The sequence below is a fragment of the Dietzia sp. CH92 genome (assembly GCF_032248695.1).
Lineage (GTDB): Bacteria > Actinomycetota > Actinomycetes > Mycobacteriales > Mycobacteriaceae > Dietzia.
Map to the genome: position 1 here is coordinate 19,112 of NZ_JAVHXC010000001.1, position 16,589 is coordinate 35,700.

A 16,589-nucleotide genomic window follows, 5' to 3' on the forward strand; every position below is an offset into this window, starting at 1 on the left:
CTCACGACACGACCCCCGAGGAGACACGGTGACCATCGCCGCCGGACCCGCCGACCACGTACCCGAACTGCTGGACGGGATCGGGGTGTCGCTCGCCTACTTCGGAGTGGGCGCCCTGGTCCTGGCGCTGGGGTTCGTCATGCTGGACCTGCTGACGCCGGGGAGCCTGCGCCACCACGTCTTCGTCGATCACCGCCCCAACGCGGCGGCGCTGTTCGCCTCCTCGGCGATCTCCCTCGCGATCATCGTCGTCACCGTGATGACCAACGCCTCGGACTCCCTCGTGCTGGGACTCATCGACGTCGCCGTCTACGGCCTGCTCGGGGTCATCTTCCAGGCGGTCACCCTGGTGATCCTGGAAGTGCTGGTCCCCGGGCGGTTCCGTGACCTCGTCAGCGCCCCGAGGTTCAGCACCGCCGTGCTCGCCGTCGCGGCCACCCTGCTCGCCGTCGCCGCCGTCAACGCGGCCGCCATTGCCTGACGAGGTCCGCACGGCGGGGGCCGTGCGGACCGGGGCCGAGCCCGCCGGACGTCCCGCGCCGCGCGCGGGCCGCTGGTGGCGCCCGGTCGTCCTGGCCTCCGTCGCGGCCTGCGCCGCCTGCGGGCTCATCTACGAGCTCGCCCTCCTCACGCTCGCGACCACCGTCCAGGGCGGCGGGATCGTCGCCACGAGTCTCGTGGTGGCCGGGTACGTCGCGGCCCTCGGCCTCGGCGCGCTGCTGGCCAAGCCGTTCGTCGACCGCCCGGCGTCGAGTTTCATCGGCGTCGAGGCGACGCTGGGTCTGGTCGGCGGTGTGTCGGCCACAGCCCTCTACGTCACCTTCACGACCCTCGGGTCGGACGCGGCGTCCCTGGTCACGCTCGTGGTGGCCACCGCCGCGATCGGGATGCTGGTGGGCGCAGAGGTCCCGCTGCTCATGTCCCTGTTGCAGACCGGCCGGCGGACCGGGTCGGCCGAAGCCGGTCGGGTGCTGGCCGATCTCAACGCCGCCGACTACCTGGGCGCGCTCGTCGGGGGACTGTCGTGGCCGTTCCTGCTCCTGCCGTCGTTCGGGATGCAGCAGGCCGCCGCCATCACGGGGCTGGTCAACGTCGCCGCCGCGGCCGTGTTGCTCGCCCTGGCGCTGCGGGGCCTGCTGTCCCGGACACAGACCGTCGTCGCGGCGCTGTCACTGGCACTGGTCGCGGCCCTGCTGGGCACTCTGCTCGTTGCTCTCGACGGCGTGACCGAGTGGTCGAGGTCCAAGCTCTACCCGGACCCGGTGCTCTCCCACACCCAGTCCGCGTACCAGGAGATCGTCGTCACCAGGGCGCGCTACAACGGGCGTACCGACCGCCGGCTCTACCTCGACGGCACCCTCCAGTACTCGAGCCTCGACGAGTACCGGTACACCGAGGCGCTCGTCCAACCCGCCGTGGCGGGCCGGCCCCGCGATGTTCTGGTGCTCGGAGGCGGCGACGGACTGGCGGCCCGGGATCTCCTGGCCGTGCCAGGGGTCCGGCGGGTGGTCCAGGTGGAGCTCGATCCGGCCGTGCTGGAGGTCGCCCGCACCGAGCTGCTCGCGGACAACCGGGGGTCCCTCGACGACCCGCGGGTGGAGGTCGTGGTGGACGACGCCTTCGCGTGGCTACGCCGCGGCGGCGACGGGGCGGTGCCGCCGGGCGGTTTCGGGGCGGTGCTCGTGGATCTGCCCGATCCGCGCAACGCCGCCCTGTCCCGCCTGTACTCGGAGGAGTTCTACGGTCTCGTGCGCGGGGTGACCGGTGAGAACGGCCTGATGGTCGTGCAGTCGGGGAGTCCGTTCTCCACGCCGCGGCAGTTCTGGCGGACCGTGGCCACGGTGGACTCGGCGGGGTGGGGGACGACCCCGTACCACGTGCACGTCCCCACGTTCGGTGACTGGGGCTTCGTCCTGGCCTCGGCCGACGGTGACGCCCCCGAGCTCCGACTGCGCCCCGACGTCTCCGGGCTGCGCTACCTCGACGCGGGGACCCTCGAGGCCGCTGGCCGGTTCGGACGGGATGTGGCGCCGCTGCGCCTCGAACCGTCCACACTCGACCGCCCCAGGATCCTCGACGACGCCCGGCGGGGCTATGAGCGGTGACCGCGGTGGTCCCGGGACGCCCCCGGGCGGGGAACACGAGGCGGCGGCGGACCGTTGTACCCGGGTGAAAGCGGTTCGACCAGGTGGGCACGGGCGAGGAGGGACACATGGCGGATGAGCGTGGGCAACGGACCGCACGGGACCGGATCGTGTCCGACGTCGACCGCATGTGTCGCGGAGAGGGGCGGCCACCGGTCGCGGAGCTGTCCGACCGGTCGGCACTGCTCGTGGCCTGTGGCCTGGTCGAGCCCAGGATCGCCGACGTGGTGCTGGCCCGGCTCCACCGGAACCTGCCGTTCCCGACGGTCGGGGGCTTCCACCGGGTCCGGATCATCGAGGAGCAGCGCCACGACCTGAGGCGGACGATCGACAGCCCCGCTCCGTCGATGTTGCGGATGGCCCTGCGGACCCGGCTGGCGGATCTGGACCGCAAATACCTGATGCTCCGGACGGGCTTCACCCGCGGGACCGGCGTCTGGGCCTTCCGGGTCAAGGACATCCGGGCCGACCGTCGACGCGGCGTCCATCTGGACACGGACGACCGGGGGCGGCTCTTCGACGCCCTGGCCTCGACACCGACGATGGCCCCGGTGCCCCTGGTTCCCAGGACGATAGGCGAACTGGGGACGGTGGCCGCGGCCTACGGCCAGCGGGAGATGGGCCGGGTCGTGTTGCCGCAGCGCGTACAGAACGTGGTCTCCTCGCTGCCCGCCATACCCCGGATCCGTCCGGACCGGCGTCGCATCCCGGAGATGTACACCGCCATGGTGATGGAGGTGGGCGGTCTCTATGACCGACTGCAACGGGCGTACGCCCGGGGTGGTCGGGCGGTGGAGGAGATCCGCCTGCAGTTCGACGCCGAATCCGAGCTCGTGGGCCTCGCGGGGGACCTGTGTCGCCTGCGGGAGGCGTCCGCGTCGGGCGGCGTGCCCCCCGCCCGCGACGGCTTCACCACCCTCACCGGTCTCGGGGACGCCATCGACCGGGTGTGGGCGGAGGTGGTGGAGCGCGCCGTCGCGTTCCGCGAGCTCGTCGAGTCGGTCGAGGCCCGCGCCGAGTCCGCGGTCGCGGAGGCGGAACGGCTCGCCGGTATCGCCCGTGACAACGGCGTCCGGCCACCGACCGCGGCGCACCGCCCGACCCCCGCCGACCTCGCGGCGGAGCACCTCGCGGCGCGCGCGGGGGACCGGATGCTCTCGACCGAGGCGATGCGCCGGCTCCGCGGCCAGATCGACCCCGATCGCTGACGCCGCGACCGGCGGGGCGCGGACCCGGGGAGGTCGGGCCCTGCGTACGGTGGGATCAACTGTTCGTGACGGGGAAGGACTCCACGCGTGGGACTGGCCAACCGCTTCTGGAAGCTGATGGGCTCCACCCAGGGCCGCGACACCTCGCGCGCCCAGAGCGCGGTCGAGGCGTCGCACGGGTACGACGACTGGGCCGCGGGCCTGGACGACGGCGAGTTCGCGGACGCCGCGCACGGCCTCGACCTCTTCGGTGACGCCCCCGAGGACCTGGCGCGGTTCCTCGCCCTGGCGAGGGAGGCCGCCACCCGGGCGGTCGGCCTGCGACCGTTCGACGTGCAGCTCCAGGGGGCCCTGCGGATGTTCGCCGGCGACGTCGTGGAGATGGCCACCGGCGAGGGCAAGACCCTCTCCGGGGCCGTCGCCGCGGCCGGGTACGCCCTTCAGGGGCACACCGTCCACGTGATCTCGGTCAACGACTACCTCGCGGCCCGCGACGCCGGGTGGATGGGGCCCATGCTCGAGTTGCTCGGGTTGTCGGTCGGCCACGTGACGGAGGCGTCGACCCGTGACGAGCGCCGTGTCGCCTACGCCTGCGACGTGACCTACGGTTCGGTGTCGGAGATCGGGTTCGACGTCCTGCGGGAGCAGCTCGTGACCGATCCCGCTGATCTCATCTCGCCGACCACCGACGTGGCGCTCGTGGACGAGGCGGACTCCGTGCTCGTCGACGAGGCACTGGTCCCGCTGGTACTCGCGGGATCGACCTCCGGCGAGGCGCCGACCGGGGAGGTCCTGGCGGCCGTGCGCAAGCTGCGCCCCGGGCGGCACTACGAGACGGACTCCGAGCGACGCAACATCTTCCTGACCGATGACGGGGCGGAGGCCATCGAGGCCGAGCTCGGGATCGACGATCTCTACGACGCCGAGCACGTGGGCACGACCCTCGTCCAGGTCAACGTCGCCCTGCACGCGTGCTTCCTGCTGCGCAGGGACGTCGACTACATCGTCCGCGACGGCCGGGTCCAGCTGGTCAACGCCTCCCGCGGCAGGGTCGCCGAGCTGCAGCGGTGGCCGGACGGGCTCCAGGCCGCGGTCGAGGCCAAGGAGGGTGTCGCGGTCTCCGAGGCGGGACAGATCCTCGACAGCCTCACGGTCCAGGCGTTCATCGGTCGGTACGACAAGGTGTGCGGCATGACCGGTACCGCGCTGGCCGCCGGGGCGCAGCTGCGCGAGTTCTACTCCCTGGGGGTGTCCCAGATCGAGCAGAACACCCCGAACATCCGCGTCGACGAGGCCGACCGGACCTACATCGACAACGACAGCAAGACGCGTGCGCTCGTCGACCACATCGCCGCGGTCCACGCCACGGGTCAGCCGGTGTTGGTCGGGACCCACGACGTCGCCGAGTCGGAGGCGCTCGCCGCCCGGCTCGCGGAGAAGGGCGTCCGGTGTTCGGTCCTCAACGCCAAGAACGACGAGGAGGAGGCGGCGATCATCGCGGAGGCGGGCGATGTGGGCAACGTCACCGTGTCCACGCAGATGGCCGGCCGCGGGACGGACATCCGTCTCGGGGGGTCCGACGAGGCCCGGCGCGACGAGGTGGTGGCGCTGGGCGGGCTCCACGTGGTGGGCACGGGTCGGCACCGGACCGAGCGGCTGGACAACCAGTTGCGGGGACGGTCGGGGCGCCAGGGCGATCCGGGCAGCTCGGTGTTCTTCGCGGCGATGGACGACCCGGTGGTGACGTCGGCGCTCGAGCCCGAGAAGATCCCGACCGCGCACGACCGGATCACCGGTCTGCTCAAGGGCAACCGCGGCCGGGACGCGGTCGACCACGCGCAGCGGGTCACCGAGGGGCAGATGTTGGAGATCCACGCCAACACCTGGCGCTACAGCCGACTGCTCGCGGAGCAGCGTGACATCCTCGCCGAGCGTCGGGCGGCGTTGCTGCTCACCGAGAAGGCCTTCGAGGAGCTCACCACACACGATCCCGAGCGGGGCGCGCGCCTGGTCGAGGCGCACGGACGCGACGCGGTGGTGCAGGGTTGCCGGGAGATCATGTTGTGGCACCTCGACAGGGGGTGGGCCCGTCACCTGGAGACGATGAACGACGTCCGCGAGTCCATCCACCTCCGTGCTCTCGGCCGCGAGAACCCGCTCGACGAGTTCCACCGGATCGCGATCGACCATTTCCGCGATCTCGCGGCGGACGCGGTCCGCGAGTCGGAGGCCACCTTCGCCGAGATCGAGTTCACCGACTCCGGGGTGGACCTCGAGGCGAACTCGATGGCGCGTCCGACGTCGACCTGGACGTACATGGTGCACGACAACCCGATGGCGGCCGGTGGCAGCGTGTTCTCCGGGATGATGTCGACGTTCCGATGAACGCGGCACGTGAGGCCCGGCGCGAGACCGACCTGAGGGACTGGCGGACCGGTGAGGGCCGCGTCCTGGGTGCCCGCATCCCCCCGCCGCGGGACGGTCATCTCTCCGCGGCGGTCCCACCGGGTCTCGGGCCCGAACGCCCGCCGCGTGACCCGGAGGTCAGCGACCGGTTCTGGACGCTGCCCAACGCGATCTCGCTGGGGCGGATCGCCCTCATCCCCGTGCTGATCGCCAGCATCCTCGCCTGGGACGACGCGACGTTGGCGCTGTGGCTGCTCGGCGTCCTGGTCGTCTCGGACTGGCTCGACGGGAAGATCGCGAGGCTCTGGAACATGCGGTCGGTGTGGGGGGAGCGACTCGACCCCATCGCCGACCGGATCCTCGTGGCCGCCGTCCCGGTGACGTTCGCCCTGGCGGGTCTCATACCCGCCTGGATCGTCGTCGTCCTGGTGGCGCGGGACCTGCTCCTCGTGGCCACCCTGCCCGTCTACCGGCGACGCGGACTCGACCCGGAGGTGACCTACCTGGGCAAGGCGGCGACGTTCGCGCTGTTCTGGTCGTTCCCCCTGCTGTTGGCCGGCCACGCAGGGGTGCCGGGTGGCGGAGCTTTCCAGATCGTCGGGGAGGCGTGCCTCTACTGGGGCGTCGGTCTGTACGTGTGGAGCGGCGGCATCTATCTGTGGCAGGCGCGGAACATCGTCCGCGCGGTTCCCCTGCGGCGGGTGCGATCGGCTGCTGTGGGCCCGTCCGACGGTGTGTAATGTCGCCAGATGGAATTCCCAGTGAGCCACTCGAGAAGGGCGCATCAGTGAGCGATCAGAACATCCCCGACCAGCTCCGGTACACCGATGAGCACGAGTGGGTGGAGCGGGTGTCGGACACCCGGGTCCGAATCGGCATCACCGAGTACGCGCAGTCGAAGCTCGGCGACATCGTGTTCGTCCAGCTCCCGGACGTCGGCGGGGAGACCGAGTCGGGTGAGCCGTTCGGCGAGGTGGAGTCGCCCAAGAGCGTCTCGGACCTGTACGCGCCGCTCAGCGGCAAGGTCGTCGAGGTGAACACCGCCCTCGAGACGTCTCCCGAGCTGGTCAACTCCGACCCGTACGGGGAGGGGTGGATCATCGTCCTCGAGATCGCGGACGTCGACGACCTGGAGGCCCAGCTCGAGCAGACGCTGGACTCGGACGGGTACGCCAAGATCACGGAGAGCTGAGCGGATCGCCGACGCCCCCTGCCCACGCGGGCGTCGACTCCGACATAGAATCAACTGCACCGTACGGTGAGCCCGCTTTCGGGCTCGGACGAGGAGAGACGAACGTGACCGAGAACAAGAACATGCCCGAGGCGACCGCCGAGACCACCTCCGTGTTCCGTGCCGAACTCCTCAACGAGTCCGACCAGCAGTCGGCCCAGTCCGATTCCGCGGTGACGGGTGTCGAGGGGCTGCCCGAGGGGCAGGCTCTGCTCGTGGTCAAGCGGGGCCCCAACGCGGGTTCTCGGTTCCTCCTCGACCAGAGCACCACCTCGGCCGGTCGGCATCCGGACAGCGACATCTTCCTCGACGACGTCACCGTGAGCCGTCGGCACGCGGAGTTCCGCAGCGAGGGTGAGACCTTCACTGTCGTCGACGTGGGTTCGCTCAACGGGACCTACGTCAACCGGGAGCCGGTCGATTCCGCGTCGCTGTCCAACGGTGACGAGGTCCAGATCGGCAAGTTCCGTCTCGTCTTCCTGACGGGTACGCCCGGGCAGTGACCGCCGCCGGACAGGGCGCCCCGAAAGAGGAGGAATACCTCTCCATCGGAGGCGTCATCGCACTTCTGAGTCCGGAGTTCCCGGACCTCACGGTGTCGAAGGTCCGGTTCCTCGAGAACGAAGGGCTGGTCACCCCTGAACGTACGGCGAGCGGGTACCGGCGCTTCCGCGTCGAGGACCGCGAACGCCTGCGGTACGTGCTGACCGCCCAGCGGGACAGGTATCTGCCGCTCAAGGTGATCCGCCAGGAACTCGACGCCCTCGACGCGGCGATCGCCGACGGGTCCACCACGGCGCTCCGGCCGCGGCCGGGGGCGGACGGGGTGCCCGGTTCCGCTCCGGACGACTTCCGCAGCGACACCGTCACGCGGCTCACCAGGGAGAACGTCATCGAGCAGTCCGGCGTCGACGCGGCGTTGGTCGACGCCCTGGTCGACGCCGGCCTGATCGTCGCGGGCGCCGGTGGCTTCTACGATCCGGAGGCGGTGCTCATCGCCCGGACCGCTCACGATCTCGCCGCGCACGGCGTGGACGTCCGCCACCTCCGCAGCTTCCGCACGGCGGCCGACCGGCAGACCGGGCTGATTACGCAGATCGCCGGGCCCGTCGCCCGGCAGGGTGACGCGGATGCGCGGGATCGGGCCGCCGAGCTCGCGCGGGAGATCGCCGCGCTGTCGGTCTCCTTGCATTCCACCCTGGTGACCGTAGCGGTCAGGCACGCGCTGGAGCACTGAGGGCTCACGCGTCCGCTCGCGACGAACCACATCGAGGCTAGGCTGGGGACGTGGGAGAGGCGGAGAACATGGGGAAGAACATGCGTGAGGTCGACGTCGTCGGTATCCGTTTCGAAGAGCCGGAGTACGCGCCCGTGCTGATCCTGCACGAGAAGGACGGGGGCCGATACGTCCCGATCTGGATCGGCGCGTCCGAGGCCGCGGCCATCAGCCTCCAGCAGCAGGGGGTCCGGCCCAGCAGGCCGCTGACGCACGACCTGGTGGCCACACTGCTCGAGACCTTCTCGCACCCGTTGGAGAAGGTGGAGATCGTGGGCGTGTCCGAGGGGACGTTCTACGCCGAGATGGTGTTCGCCGACACCCGTGTGTCGGCGCGCCCGTCCGACGCCGTGGCGGTGGCGTTGCGGACCGCGGCCCCGGTTCTCGTCAGTCCGGAGGTTCTCGACGAGGTCGGGATCTCTCTCGTGGAGCAGGGCGAGGAAGAGGTCGAGGCCTTCCGCGAGTTCCTCGACCAGGTGAGCCCGGACGACTTCCTCGGAGGCGGCGGGCCGGCTGAGAATCCCGGCGGATCCACCTCCTGACCAGGGGATAGGCGGCTCACTCCAGTCACTCGGTCACCAATCCGCAGGTAACGATTGAGTCTAAAGTTCAACTTGAGGTTGAGGTTTACCGCGTGTCCTGTTGATAGTGGATCCCGGCGGGCATAGCGTTGCCCCCAGTGAACTACACCGATGGTGTTCACGCGTCCAGGATCCGGGTCTCGTCCCGGGTACCGTGCCGCCCCGAACGAGGCGGCACCCGCAGCTTGAGGGAGCAAACGTGGCCGACCACACCCGGGTCTCGGAGCCGTCCGACGCCGTACCGAACACGCAGAGCCTTTTCGGTGACGCCGTCGAGGGGACGCAGGCGTCCTTCGACGAGGTGCAGCCCGGACTGTTCCCGGACGACGGGATCCCGGACGGGACCAGCGGGTACCGCGTGCCGATCGCCTGCCAGATCGCGGGGATCACCTACCGTCAGCTCGACTACTGGGCGCGCACCGACCTGGTCGTGCCGTCGATCCGGAACGCCGCGGGATCGGGCAGTCAGCGTCTGTACTCGTTCAAGGACATCCTGGTCCTGAAGATCGTCAAGCAGCTCCTCGACACCGGCATCTCCCTCCAGAACATCCGCAAGGCCGTGGATCAGATCCGGTCGCGCGGCGTCGAGGACCTGGCCACCATCACGCTGTTCTCGGACGGCCGGACCGTCTTCGAGTGCACGTCCAAGGAGGAGGTGTTCGACCTCCTCCAGGGCGGGCAGGGCGTCTTCGGCATCGGGATCGGCGGTGCGATGCGTGAGCTGGCCGGGTCCATCTCCGAGTTCCCGGCGGAGACGGTGTCGGAGGACGACATCGTGGCGCCGATGGAGGACGAGCTCGCCGCCCGTCGTCGGGCCCGCGCCTCCCGCCGTACCGGCTGATCGTCCGCCGTCGTCTAGACTCGGCGGTGCGTTCACGCGTCCCACGGGAGAGCTCCGCGGCCATGGCCGCGGGCGCCGAAGGAGCAACTCCTCTCCGAGAATCTCTCAGGCACCCGGACCGTGCGGTCGTCGAACGCCTCTGGAGAGCGGTGGAACAGACCACCCGCCCACGGGGAAAGCGGGGTCCGTAGACCGGGCCCGGCGAATCTCTCAGGCGCCGGCACCCGTCCGGCAGGGGACAGAGCGGAGAGGGAGCACCGGCCCGCAGGCCGCCTGTCCGGGCGGCCCCGCCATCTGAGGAGCACCTGTGACGACGACCCCCCACACCGCCCGGACCGGAGGCGAGTTCGTCGCCCGCCATCTGGGTCCCGACGCCGACGGGCTGGCGAAGATCCTGGACACCATCGGCGTCGGCTCCCTGGACGAGCTCGCCGAACGGGCCGTCCCGTCGGTGATCCTCGACCGGGTGGGGCCCGACGGACGGTCGGCAGGCATCGACGCGCTCCCGGAACCGCTGTCCGAGGCGGACACGCTGGCCGCACTGCGCTCCCTCGCCGACCGCAACACAGTGGCGGTGTCGATGATCGGTCAGGGCTACTACGACACCCTCACCCCGCCGGTGCTGATCCGCAACATCATCGAGAGTCCCGCGTGGTACACGGGCTACACCCCGTATCAGCCGGAGATCAGCCAGGGGCGCCTGGAGGCGCTGCTGAACTTCCAGACCATGGTCTCGGACCTGACCGGTATGGACATGGCTAACGCCTCGATGCTCGACGAGGCCACCGCCGCGGCCGAGGCGATGACCATGCTGCGACGGGCCAACCGTTCGTCCAAGAGCCACCGCTTCGCCGTCGACGTCGACGTCTTCCCCCAGACCGCGGCGATCCTCGCCACCCGCGCCGAGCCCCTCGGCATCGAGCTGGTCACGGGCAACCTGGTGGACGACGGCCTCCCCGAGGGCGAGTTCTTCGGCGCGCTCGTCCAGACCCCGGGCTCGTCGGGGCGTGTAACGGACGTGTCGGCGCTGATCGAGCAGTGTCACGAGCGCGGCGTGATGGTCGCCGCCGGCGTCGACCTGCTCGCCGCGACCGTCCTGACCCCGGCCGGGGAGAAGGGCGCGGACGCGTGCTTCGGCACCACCCAGCGGTTCGGCGTCCCCATGGGCTTCGGTGGACCGCATGCCGGGTTCCTCGCCTGTCGGGCGGCCCACGCGCGGAACCTCCCCGGTCGCCTGGTCGGCGTGTCCACGGACGAGGACGGGCGCGTCGCCTACCGTCTGGCCCTCCAGACCCGCGAGCAGCACATCCGCCGCGAGAAGGCCACCTCCAACATCTGCACGGCCCAGGTCCTGCTGGCCGTCCTCGCGGCGATGTACGCCTCTTACCACGGCGCGGAGGGGCTCACCGCCATCGCCCGCCGCGTCCACGCCCATGCCGCAGCGCTCGCCGACGGCCTCCGTGCCGCCGGGGTCGAGGTCGTGCACCAGGACTTCTTCGACACCGTCCGCGCCCGTGTGCCGGGACGCGCCGACGAGGTGCTGAGCGCGGCCGCCGCGCGCGGGGTGAACCTGTGGAAGGTCGACGACGACACGGTGTCCGTCTCCTGCGACGAGGCCACCACCGCGGAGCACGTGGGGATCGTCCTCGGCGCGTTCGGAGCCGGCGACGCGGCTTCCGCGGAGATCGCGGTCGACCCGGGATACGGCGACCGCACGAGCGAGTTCCTGCAGCACGAGGCGTTCGTCCGCTACCGCACGGAGACGGCCATGTTGCGGTACCTACGCGCGCTGTCGGACAAGGACATGGCGCTGGACCGGACCATGATCCCGCTCGGCTCGTGCACCATGAAGCTCAACGCCACCACCGAGATGGAACCGATCACGTGGCCGGAGTTCAACCGGCTCCACCCCTTCGCCCCGGCCGAGCAGACCGCCGGTATCCGCGAGCTCATCGGGGACGTCGAGCGGTGGCTGGTCGACATCACGGGGTACGCGGCCGTCAGCCTGCAGCCCAACGCGGGCAGCCAGGGGGAGTACGCCGGCCTGCTCGCCATCCGGGACTACCATCTCTCCCGCGGGGAGGGCGACCGCACGGTCTGCCTCATCCCGTCCTCGGCGCACGGGACCAACGCGGCGTCGGCCGTCATGGCCGGGATGAAGGTCGTCGTGGTGGCCTGCCGGGAGAACGGTGACGTCGATGTCGACGACCTGCGGGCCAAGGTCGACAAGTACGGGGCCGAGCTGGCGGCGATCATGATCACCTACCCGTCGACCCACGGCGTGTACGAGCACGACATCGAGGAGATCTGCGCGATCGTCCACGACGCCGGTGGGCAGGTCTACATCGACGGCGCCAACCTCAACGCCCTGGTCGGTGTCGCCCGGCCCGGCCGTTTCGGCGGCGACGTGAGCCATCTCAACCTGCACAAGACCTTCTGCATCCCCCACGGCGGCGGCGGTCCCGGGGTCGGGCCGGTCGCCGTCGCCGAGCACCTCCGGGAGTTCCTGCCCGGACACCCGCACGAGGACGGCCTCGGATCCGGTGGCCCGGTGTCCGCGGCGGCGTTCGGCTCCGCGTCGATCCTGCCGATCACCTGGGCGTACATCCGGATGATGGGCGCGGACGGGCTGCGCCGGGCCACGCTCACCGCGATCGCCAGCGCCAACTACCTCGCGCGGCGGATCGGGCAGCACTTCCCCGTGCTGTACTCCGGCGACGGCGGGTGGGTCGCGCACGAGTGCATCCTCGACCTGCGCCCGCTCATCGACTCGGTGGGGATCTCGATCGACGACGTGGCCAAGCGGCTCGCGGACTACGGCTTCCACGCGCCCACCATGAGCTTCCCGGTGCCCAACACGCTCATGGTCGAGCCGACGGAGAGCGAGGACCTGGCGGAGCTGGACGCGTTCTGCGAGGCGATGGCCTCCATCCGCGCGGAGATCGACAGGGTCGCGGCCGGCGAGTGGACCGTCGAGGACAACCCGCTGCGCGGGGCGCCCCACACGGCGGAGAGCGTGTCGGCCGACGAGTGGGATCACGCCTACCCGCGCAGTGTCGCCGGCTATCCCCTCGGGTCGGCGTGGCGGCCGAAGGTCTGGCCCGCCGTCCGCCGGATCGACGGCGCCTACGGTGACCGGAACCTGGTCTGCTCCTGCCCGCCGCTCGACGCGTTCGCCCAGGACTGAGAGGTCCACCGCGGCGCGCTCACCGCCGGGGTCCGGGGTGGTGTCGTACCCGCATGACACCGTGCGGGTATGACCACGACCGGACCCCGCCTCGCGCCCGAACTCCCCGCGGACTGTCTCGACTGGTGCCGCGCCCAGCCTCCCGCCCTGCTCGTGGCGGACGAGTACGTGCAGGTCGACCTCGACCGCTGGAACTTCCGTCTCGCGGAGAAGGGGATCGACCTCCGTCTGGTCGCCGCGGGCCCCGACGGCGGGCTGGTGGAATCCGGGGCCGGGTTCCTGCGCAGGAGTGATCTCTGGGCGGCCGGTCGCCGGGCGCGCGGGAGCCTGGAGGAGTCCGTGGTGGCGCTCTACATGTGCGCCGCGTGGCTCTCCTCGCACCCGTTGAGGTCGGGCGTCAAGCGGGGACTGCCGGACTTCCGCGTACCCGCCCGCGACCGTGCGGGGTGGCGGTCGGTGTCGTCCCACGGGTATCCGCTCGTGCTGCACGAGGTCGTGGACTGGCTCGACGCGCCCGTGGAGGCCATGAACCTCCTGCGACACGGAGCGCCCGCGGGCGCGGGCCGAGGGGTCCCGGACCTGGGATACCCGTTGGCCTCGCTCTACCTGTCCTCGCTGGGCATGGCGTGGTCGGCGCAGAGCATCGTGCCGGTCGACCCGGCCGGGGTGGGAACGCTCGTGCACTCCGGATGGACCGAGATCGAGTCCGCGGCCCGGCTGACCCCGCGGCGCTACCAACGCTATCTGGACGTGGTGGCCGCATGGGCGAGGGAGGCCGCCGTGGACCCGCTGGTCGTGGAGATGTGGTTGGTCCACGACTGGCACGCGCGGCGCGCAGAGGTCTCACCGAGGGGATCATCCACCCGGACGCCTCCCGGAAGTCGCCCGCGCTGACCCCCGCACCGGTTAGGGTCCGCGCATGGAACCCCGCAGCGTCTCGGTGGACGTCCCGGTCGGCACCCTCGACGTCCTCGTCTGGGATGCCGGCACCCCGGAGCCGTCGGCGGACCCGGGCCGCACGGTGCTCGCCCTCCACGGCTTCCCGGAGTCGGCGTGGGAGTGGGAACGCGTGGCGGGGGTTCTCACCGGGCACGGGGTCCGGGTGATCGCCCCGATGCAGCGTGGGTACTCGCCCGGTGCACGGCCGGATGGCATCGAGGCGTATGCGATCGAGCACCTGGCCGCCGATGCGCTGGCGGTGATGGACCGGTTCGGCCTCGGGCGCGCCCACGTCCTGGGTCACGACTGGGGCTCCTCGGTGGCGTGGTGGCTCGCCGGTCATCACGCGGGCCGGGTGGCGAGCCTCACCGCCGTCTCCGTGCCGCACCTCGGGGCGTTCGCCGACGCCGTGGCGTCGGACCCGGACCAGCAGGCCCGGTCGGCCTACTTCGACCTGTTCCGGCAGGAGGGTAAGGCGGAGGACGTCCTGCTCGAGGACGGCGCCCGCCGCCTCCGCGCCATGTTCGCCGGTCAGGTCCCGGACGACCTGGTGTCCCGGCACCTGGGGATCCTCGGTGACCGGGCCGCTCTGACGGGGGCGCTGAACTGGTACCGGGCGATGAGACGGTATGAGCTGCCCGACGTGACGGTCCCCACCACCTTCGTGTGGGGCGGGCGGGATCCGGCGATCGCACGGAGCGGGGCCGAGGCGACGGCGGCCAGGGTGGCGGGGGAGTACCGCTTCGTCCCGCTTCCCGATGCGGGGCACTGGCTACCGGAACAGGACGCGGAGCTGCTCGCCCGCGAGGTGTTGGAACGGATCGGCTGACCGGCGCGGGGGCGGGCCACCGGTCGCCCCCGCCACCGTCCCTCAGCTCTGCCGGAGCTCGCGCTTGAGCAGCTTGCCCGACTGGTTCCGCGGCAGCTCGTCGACGAACACCACCCGCTTGGGGACCTTGAACGGCGCCAGGTGCTCGCGGGTGCCGGCGATGATCTCGTCCTCGGTGGCCCGGCTGCCGTCCTTGAGCACCACCACGGCGGTCACCGCCTCGATCCACCGGGGATCCGGGGTGCCGATCACCGCGACCTCGGCCACCCGCTCGTCGCGGTACACCGCGTCCTCCACCTCCCGTGAGGCCACCAGCACGCCTCCGGTGTTGATGACGTCCTTGATGCGGTCCACGACCTCGACGTACCCCTCCTCGTCGCGGATGACGAGATCGCCGGAGTGGAACCAGCCGTCACGGAACGCCTCGCGGGTGGCGTCGGGCTTGTTCCAGTAGCCCAGGCACAACTGCGGTGAGCGGTAGACGATCTCGCCGCGCTCGCCGGCGGCCACCTCGACCCCGGCGTCGTCGACGACGCGGGCCTCGACGAAGAAGACGGGTCGCCCGGCGCTCGCCGGCCGGGCATCGTGCTCCTCGGGGCGCAGTACGCACGCCAGCGGGCCGATCTCGGACTGCCCGAAGCAGTTGTAGAACCCGAGGTCCGGGTACCGCGCACGCAGCCGTTGGAGCACGGTCACGGGCATGATCGAGGCCCCGTACTGGGCCTTGCGCAGGCTCGACAGGTCACGGGTCTCGAGGTCCGGGTGGGATGCGAGCGGGACCCAGACGGTGGGGGCGAGGAACAGGGACCCGATCCGGTCCTGTTCGACGCGGCGGAGGATCTCGGCGACGTCGGGCGCCGCCATGAGGTGGACGGTCGCGCCCAGTGACAGGTACGGCATGGCGAACACGTGCATGGCCGCGGAGTGGTAGAGCGGCATGGTGATCAACGGTTCGTCGTCGGCGGCCAGGTCGAGGGACAGGATGCAGCTGACGTACTCGTGGGTCAGCGCGGAGTGGGTCATCATGGCGCCCTTGGGGCGGGAGGTGGTGCCCGAGGTGTAGAGGAGCTGGGCGAGGTCGTCGCCGGAGGCGGGCGAGTCGACGGGCGTGCTCTCACCGGCGTCGAGGGCGGTGCCCAGGACGGTGCCGTCGGGGTCGTCGCCGGCGGCGGGGCGGAGCGCGAGGGACGGCAGGCCTCCGAGCCCGGCGAGGACCTCGTCGAGTGCAGGGGCCTGGGCTGGGTCGACCAGGACCAGCGAGGCGCCGGAGTCGGTGAGGAGGTATTCGAGTTCACCACCGGTGAGGGCGTAGTTCACGGGGACGTGGACGTACCCGGCGCGCGAGGTCGCGAGGAAGGCGAGGAGATAGGCGTCCGAGTTGACGCCGTAGGCGGCGATCCGGGCCCCGTCCTCGAGACCGCGGGCGGCGAGGCGGGTGGCGACGCGGTCGACGGCGCCGTCGAGTTCGGCGTAGGTCCAGCGGCGGTCGCCGAACGTGAGGGCGACGCGGTCCGGGAAGCGGGAGGCCGACCGACGCAGCAGCGCGTCGACGGTTCCGGCGGCGGCGGAGGGGGCGGGAGAGGGGGAGTGGGCCATGCCCCGACCCTATAGCCGCGCGTGCCGGCCGGGAGGCGAAGCTAGGCGTCCGAGCGGAGCAACTCCAGGACGGCCGGGGGGATGCTGCCGTCGGCCTCGCGCGGTGTCCACTGTTCGCCGGGTACCCACTGGGAGCCGCATCCGCGGCAGGCGAAGAGGGGCTCTCCCCGACGGTCGACGGGCGTGCGGTTCCAGTTGCACAGGTCCCGGCAGGACCGTACCCGCAGGGCGGCGAGGTCGGGGTCCGCGCGGCGCCGCGCGAGGGCTCGGAGGGAGGCGGGAACAGGCATGTCACCGGACACGATAGTCGTGCCCGCGTGCGGGGGGCCGAGCCGCGGGGGTCCGCAGGGG

Annotated in this window: 15 protein-coding genes and 1 riboswitch; of the genes, 13 read left to right on the forward strand and 2 right to left on the reverse strand. The window is 71.4% G+C overall.

Features of this window, described 5'->3' with window-relative positions:
* The first annotated feature begins 28 nt into the window (after positions 1-28).
* The 13 genes from RWK90_RS00110 (at position 29) to RWK90_RS00170 (ending at position 14,642) form a co-directional block, all read left to right on the forward strand.
* On the forward strand, positions 29-481 hold the full coding sequence (locus RWK90_RS00110) for a DUF350 domain-containing protein (protein WP_314033493.1): 453 nt from the start codon (positions 29-31) through the stop codon (positions 479-481).
* Positions 474-2,105 carry a polyamine aminopropyltransferase gene (locus tag RWK90_RS00115; protein ID WP_396230243.1) on the forward strand — a complete coding sequence of 544 codons (1,632 nt, stop codon included), beginning with the start codon at positions 474-476 and terminating at the stop codon, positions 2,103-2,105. The genes RWK90_RS00110 and RWK90_RS00115 overlap by 8 nt, the downstream gene beginning before the upstream one ends.
* A 107-nt stretch (positions 2,106-2,212) precedes the next feature.
* Complete coding sequence (locus tag RWK90_RS00120; RefSeq protein ID WP_314033495.1) at positions 2,213-3,352, forward strand: hypothetical protein; 1,140 nt, start codon at positions 2,213-2,215, stop codon at positions 3,350-3,352.
* Positions 3,353-3,469: 117 nt separating this feature from the next.
* A complete protein-coding gene (secA2, locus tag RWK90_RS00125) occupies positions 3,470-5,737 on the forward strand; it encodes an accessory Sec system translocase SecA2 (RefSeq protein WP_314034690.1) in 2,268 nt (755 codons plus the stop codon).
* Positions 5,734-6,498 carry a CDP-alcohol phosphatidyltransferase family protein gene (locus RWK90_RS00130; RefSeq protein ID WP_314033497.1) on the forward strand — a complete coding sequence of 255 codons (765 nt, stop codon included), beginning with the start codon at positions 5,734-5,736 and terminating at the stop codon, positions 6,496-6,498. The genes secA2 and RWK90_RS00130 overlap by 4 nt, the downstream gene beginning before the upstream one ends.
* A gap of 47 nt (positions 6,499-6,545) precedes the next feature.
* Positions 6,546-6,950: a glycine cleavage system protein GcvH gene (gcvH, locus tag RWK90_RS00135; protein WP_314033499.1), complete on the forward strand. Its 405-nt coding sequence runs from the start codon at positions 6,546-6,548 to the stop codon at positions 6,948-6,950.
* Between the two features lie 122 nt (positions 6,951-7,072).
* On the forward strand, positions 7,073-7,492 hold the full coding sequence (locus tag RWK90_RS00140) for an FHA domain-containing protein (RefSeq protein ID WP_174521542.1): 420 nt from the start codon (positions 7,073-7,075) through the stop codon (positions 7,490-7,492).
* Positions 7,489-8,226, forward strand: a complete 738-nt coding sequence (locus RWK90_RS00145; protein WP_314033501.1) for a MerR family transcriptional regulator — start codon at positions 7,489-7,491, stop codon at positions 8,224-8,226. The genes RWK90_RS00140 and RWK90_RS00145 overlap by 4 nt, the downstream gene beginning before the upstream one ends.
* Before the next feature lie 80 nt (positions 8,227-8,306).
* Positions 8,307-8,807, forward strand: a complete 501-nt coding sequence (locus RWK90_RS00150; protein ID WP_314034695.1) for a bifunctional nuclease family protein — start codon at positions 8,307-8,309, stop codon at positions 8,805-8,807.
* A gap of 238 nt (positions 8,808-9,045) precedes the next feature.
* Positions 9,046-9,687, forward strand: coding sequence for a MerR family transcriptional regulator (locus RWK90_RS00155; protein ID WP_396230244.1), 642 nt, complete (start codon positions 9,046-9,048; stop codon positions 9,685-9,687).
* A gap of 34 nt (positions 9,688-9,721) precedes the next feature.
* A riboswitch (glycine riboswitch) is annotated at positions 9,722-9,818 on the forward strand.
* Between the two features lie 176 nt (positions 9,819-9,994).
* Positions 9,995-12,874 (forward strand): aminomethyl-transferring glycine dehydrogenase, encoded by a 2,880-nt coding sequence (gcvP, locus tag RWK90_RS00160; protein ID WP_314033503.1) that lies wholly within the window; start codon positions 9,995-9,997, stop codon positions 12,872-12,874.
* 69 nt (positions 12,875-12,943) lie between these two features.
* The gene (locus tag RWK90_RS00165; protein WP_314033505.1) at positions 12,944-13,768 is read left to right on the forward strand and encodes a hypothetical protein; all 825 of its coding nucleotides are present in this window, start codon (positions 12,944-12,946) and stop codon (positions 13,766-13,768) included.
* 25 nt (positions 13,769-13,793) lie between these two features.
* Positions 13,794-14,642 (forward strand): alpha/beta hydrolase, encoded by an 849-nt coding sequence (locus tag RWK90_RS00170; RefSeq protein ID WP_314033507.1) that lies wholly within the window; start codon positions 13,794-13,796, stop codon positions 14,640-14,642.
* Between the two features lie 42 nt (positions 14,643-14,684).
* On the opposite strand, the gene RWK90_RS00175 is transcribed toward RWK90_RS00170, so the two are convergent.
* Both RWK90_RS00175 and RWK90_RS00180 read right to left on the reverse strand, forming a co-directional pair.
* The gene (locus RWK90_RS00175; protein ID WP_314033508.1) at positions 14,685-16,238 is read right to left on the reverse strand and encodes a fatty acyl-CoA synthetase; all 1,554 of its coding nucleotides are present in this window, start codon (positions 16,236-16,238) and stop codon (positions 14,685-14,687) included.
* A 41-nt stretch (positions 16,239-16,279) separates the two neighbouring features.
* Positions 16,280-16,528, reverse strand: a complete 249-nt coding sequence (locus RWK90_RS00180) for a hypothetical protein (RefSeq protein WP_314033510.1) — start codon at positions 16,526-16,528, stop codon at positions 16,280-16,282.
* Positions 16,529-16,589: the final 61 nt, after the last annotated feature.

Excerpts from the sequence above, each read along its gene's own strand:
- RWK90_RS00170 (WP_314033507.1), top strand. The coding sequence starts at position 13,794 with ATGGAACCCCGCAGCGTCTCGGTGGACGTCCCGGTCGGCACCCTCGAC.
- RWK90_RS00150 (WP_314034695.1), top strand. The coding sequence starts at position 8,307 with ATGCGTGAGGTCGACGTCGTCGGTATCCGTTTCGAAGAGCCGGAGTAC.
- RWK90_RS00180 (WP_314033510.1), bottom strand. The coding sequence starts at position 16,528 with ATGCCTGTTCCCGCCTCCCTCCGAGCCCTCGCGCGGCGCCGCGCGGAC.
- RWK90_RS00165 (WP_314033505.1), top strand. The coding sequence starts at position 12,944 with ATGACCACGACCGGACCCCGCCTCGCGCCCGAACTCCCCGCGGACTGT.
- RWK90_RS00120 (WP_314033495.1), top strand. The coding sequence starts at position 2,213 with ATGGCGGATGAGCGTGGGCAACGGACCGCACGGGACCGGATCGTGTCC.
- RWK90_RS00175 (WP_314033508.1), bottom strand. The coding sequence starts at position 16,238 with ATGGCCCACTCCCCCTCTCCCGCCCCCTCCGCCGCCGCCGGAACCGTC.
- secA2 (WP_314034690.1), top strand. The coding sequence starts at position 3,470 with ATGGGCTCCACCCAGGGCCGCGACACCTCGCGCGCCCAGAGCGCGGTC.
- RWK90_RS00130 (WP_314033497.1), top strand. The coding sequence starts at position 5,734 with ATGAACGCGGCACGTGAGGCCCGGCGCGAGACCGACCTGAGGGACTGG.
- RWK90_RS00140 (WP_174521542.1), top strand. The coding sequence starts at position 7,073 with ATGCCCGAGGCGACCGCCGAGACCACCTCCGTGTTCCGTGCCGAACTC.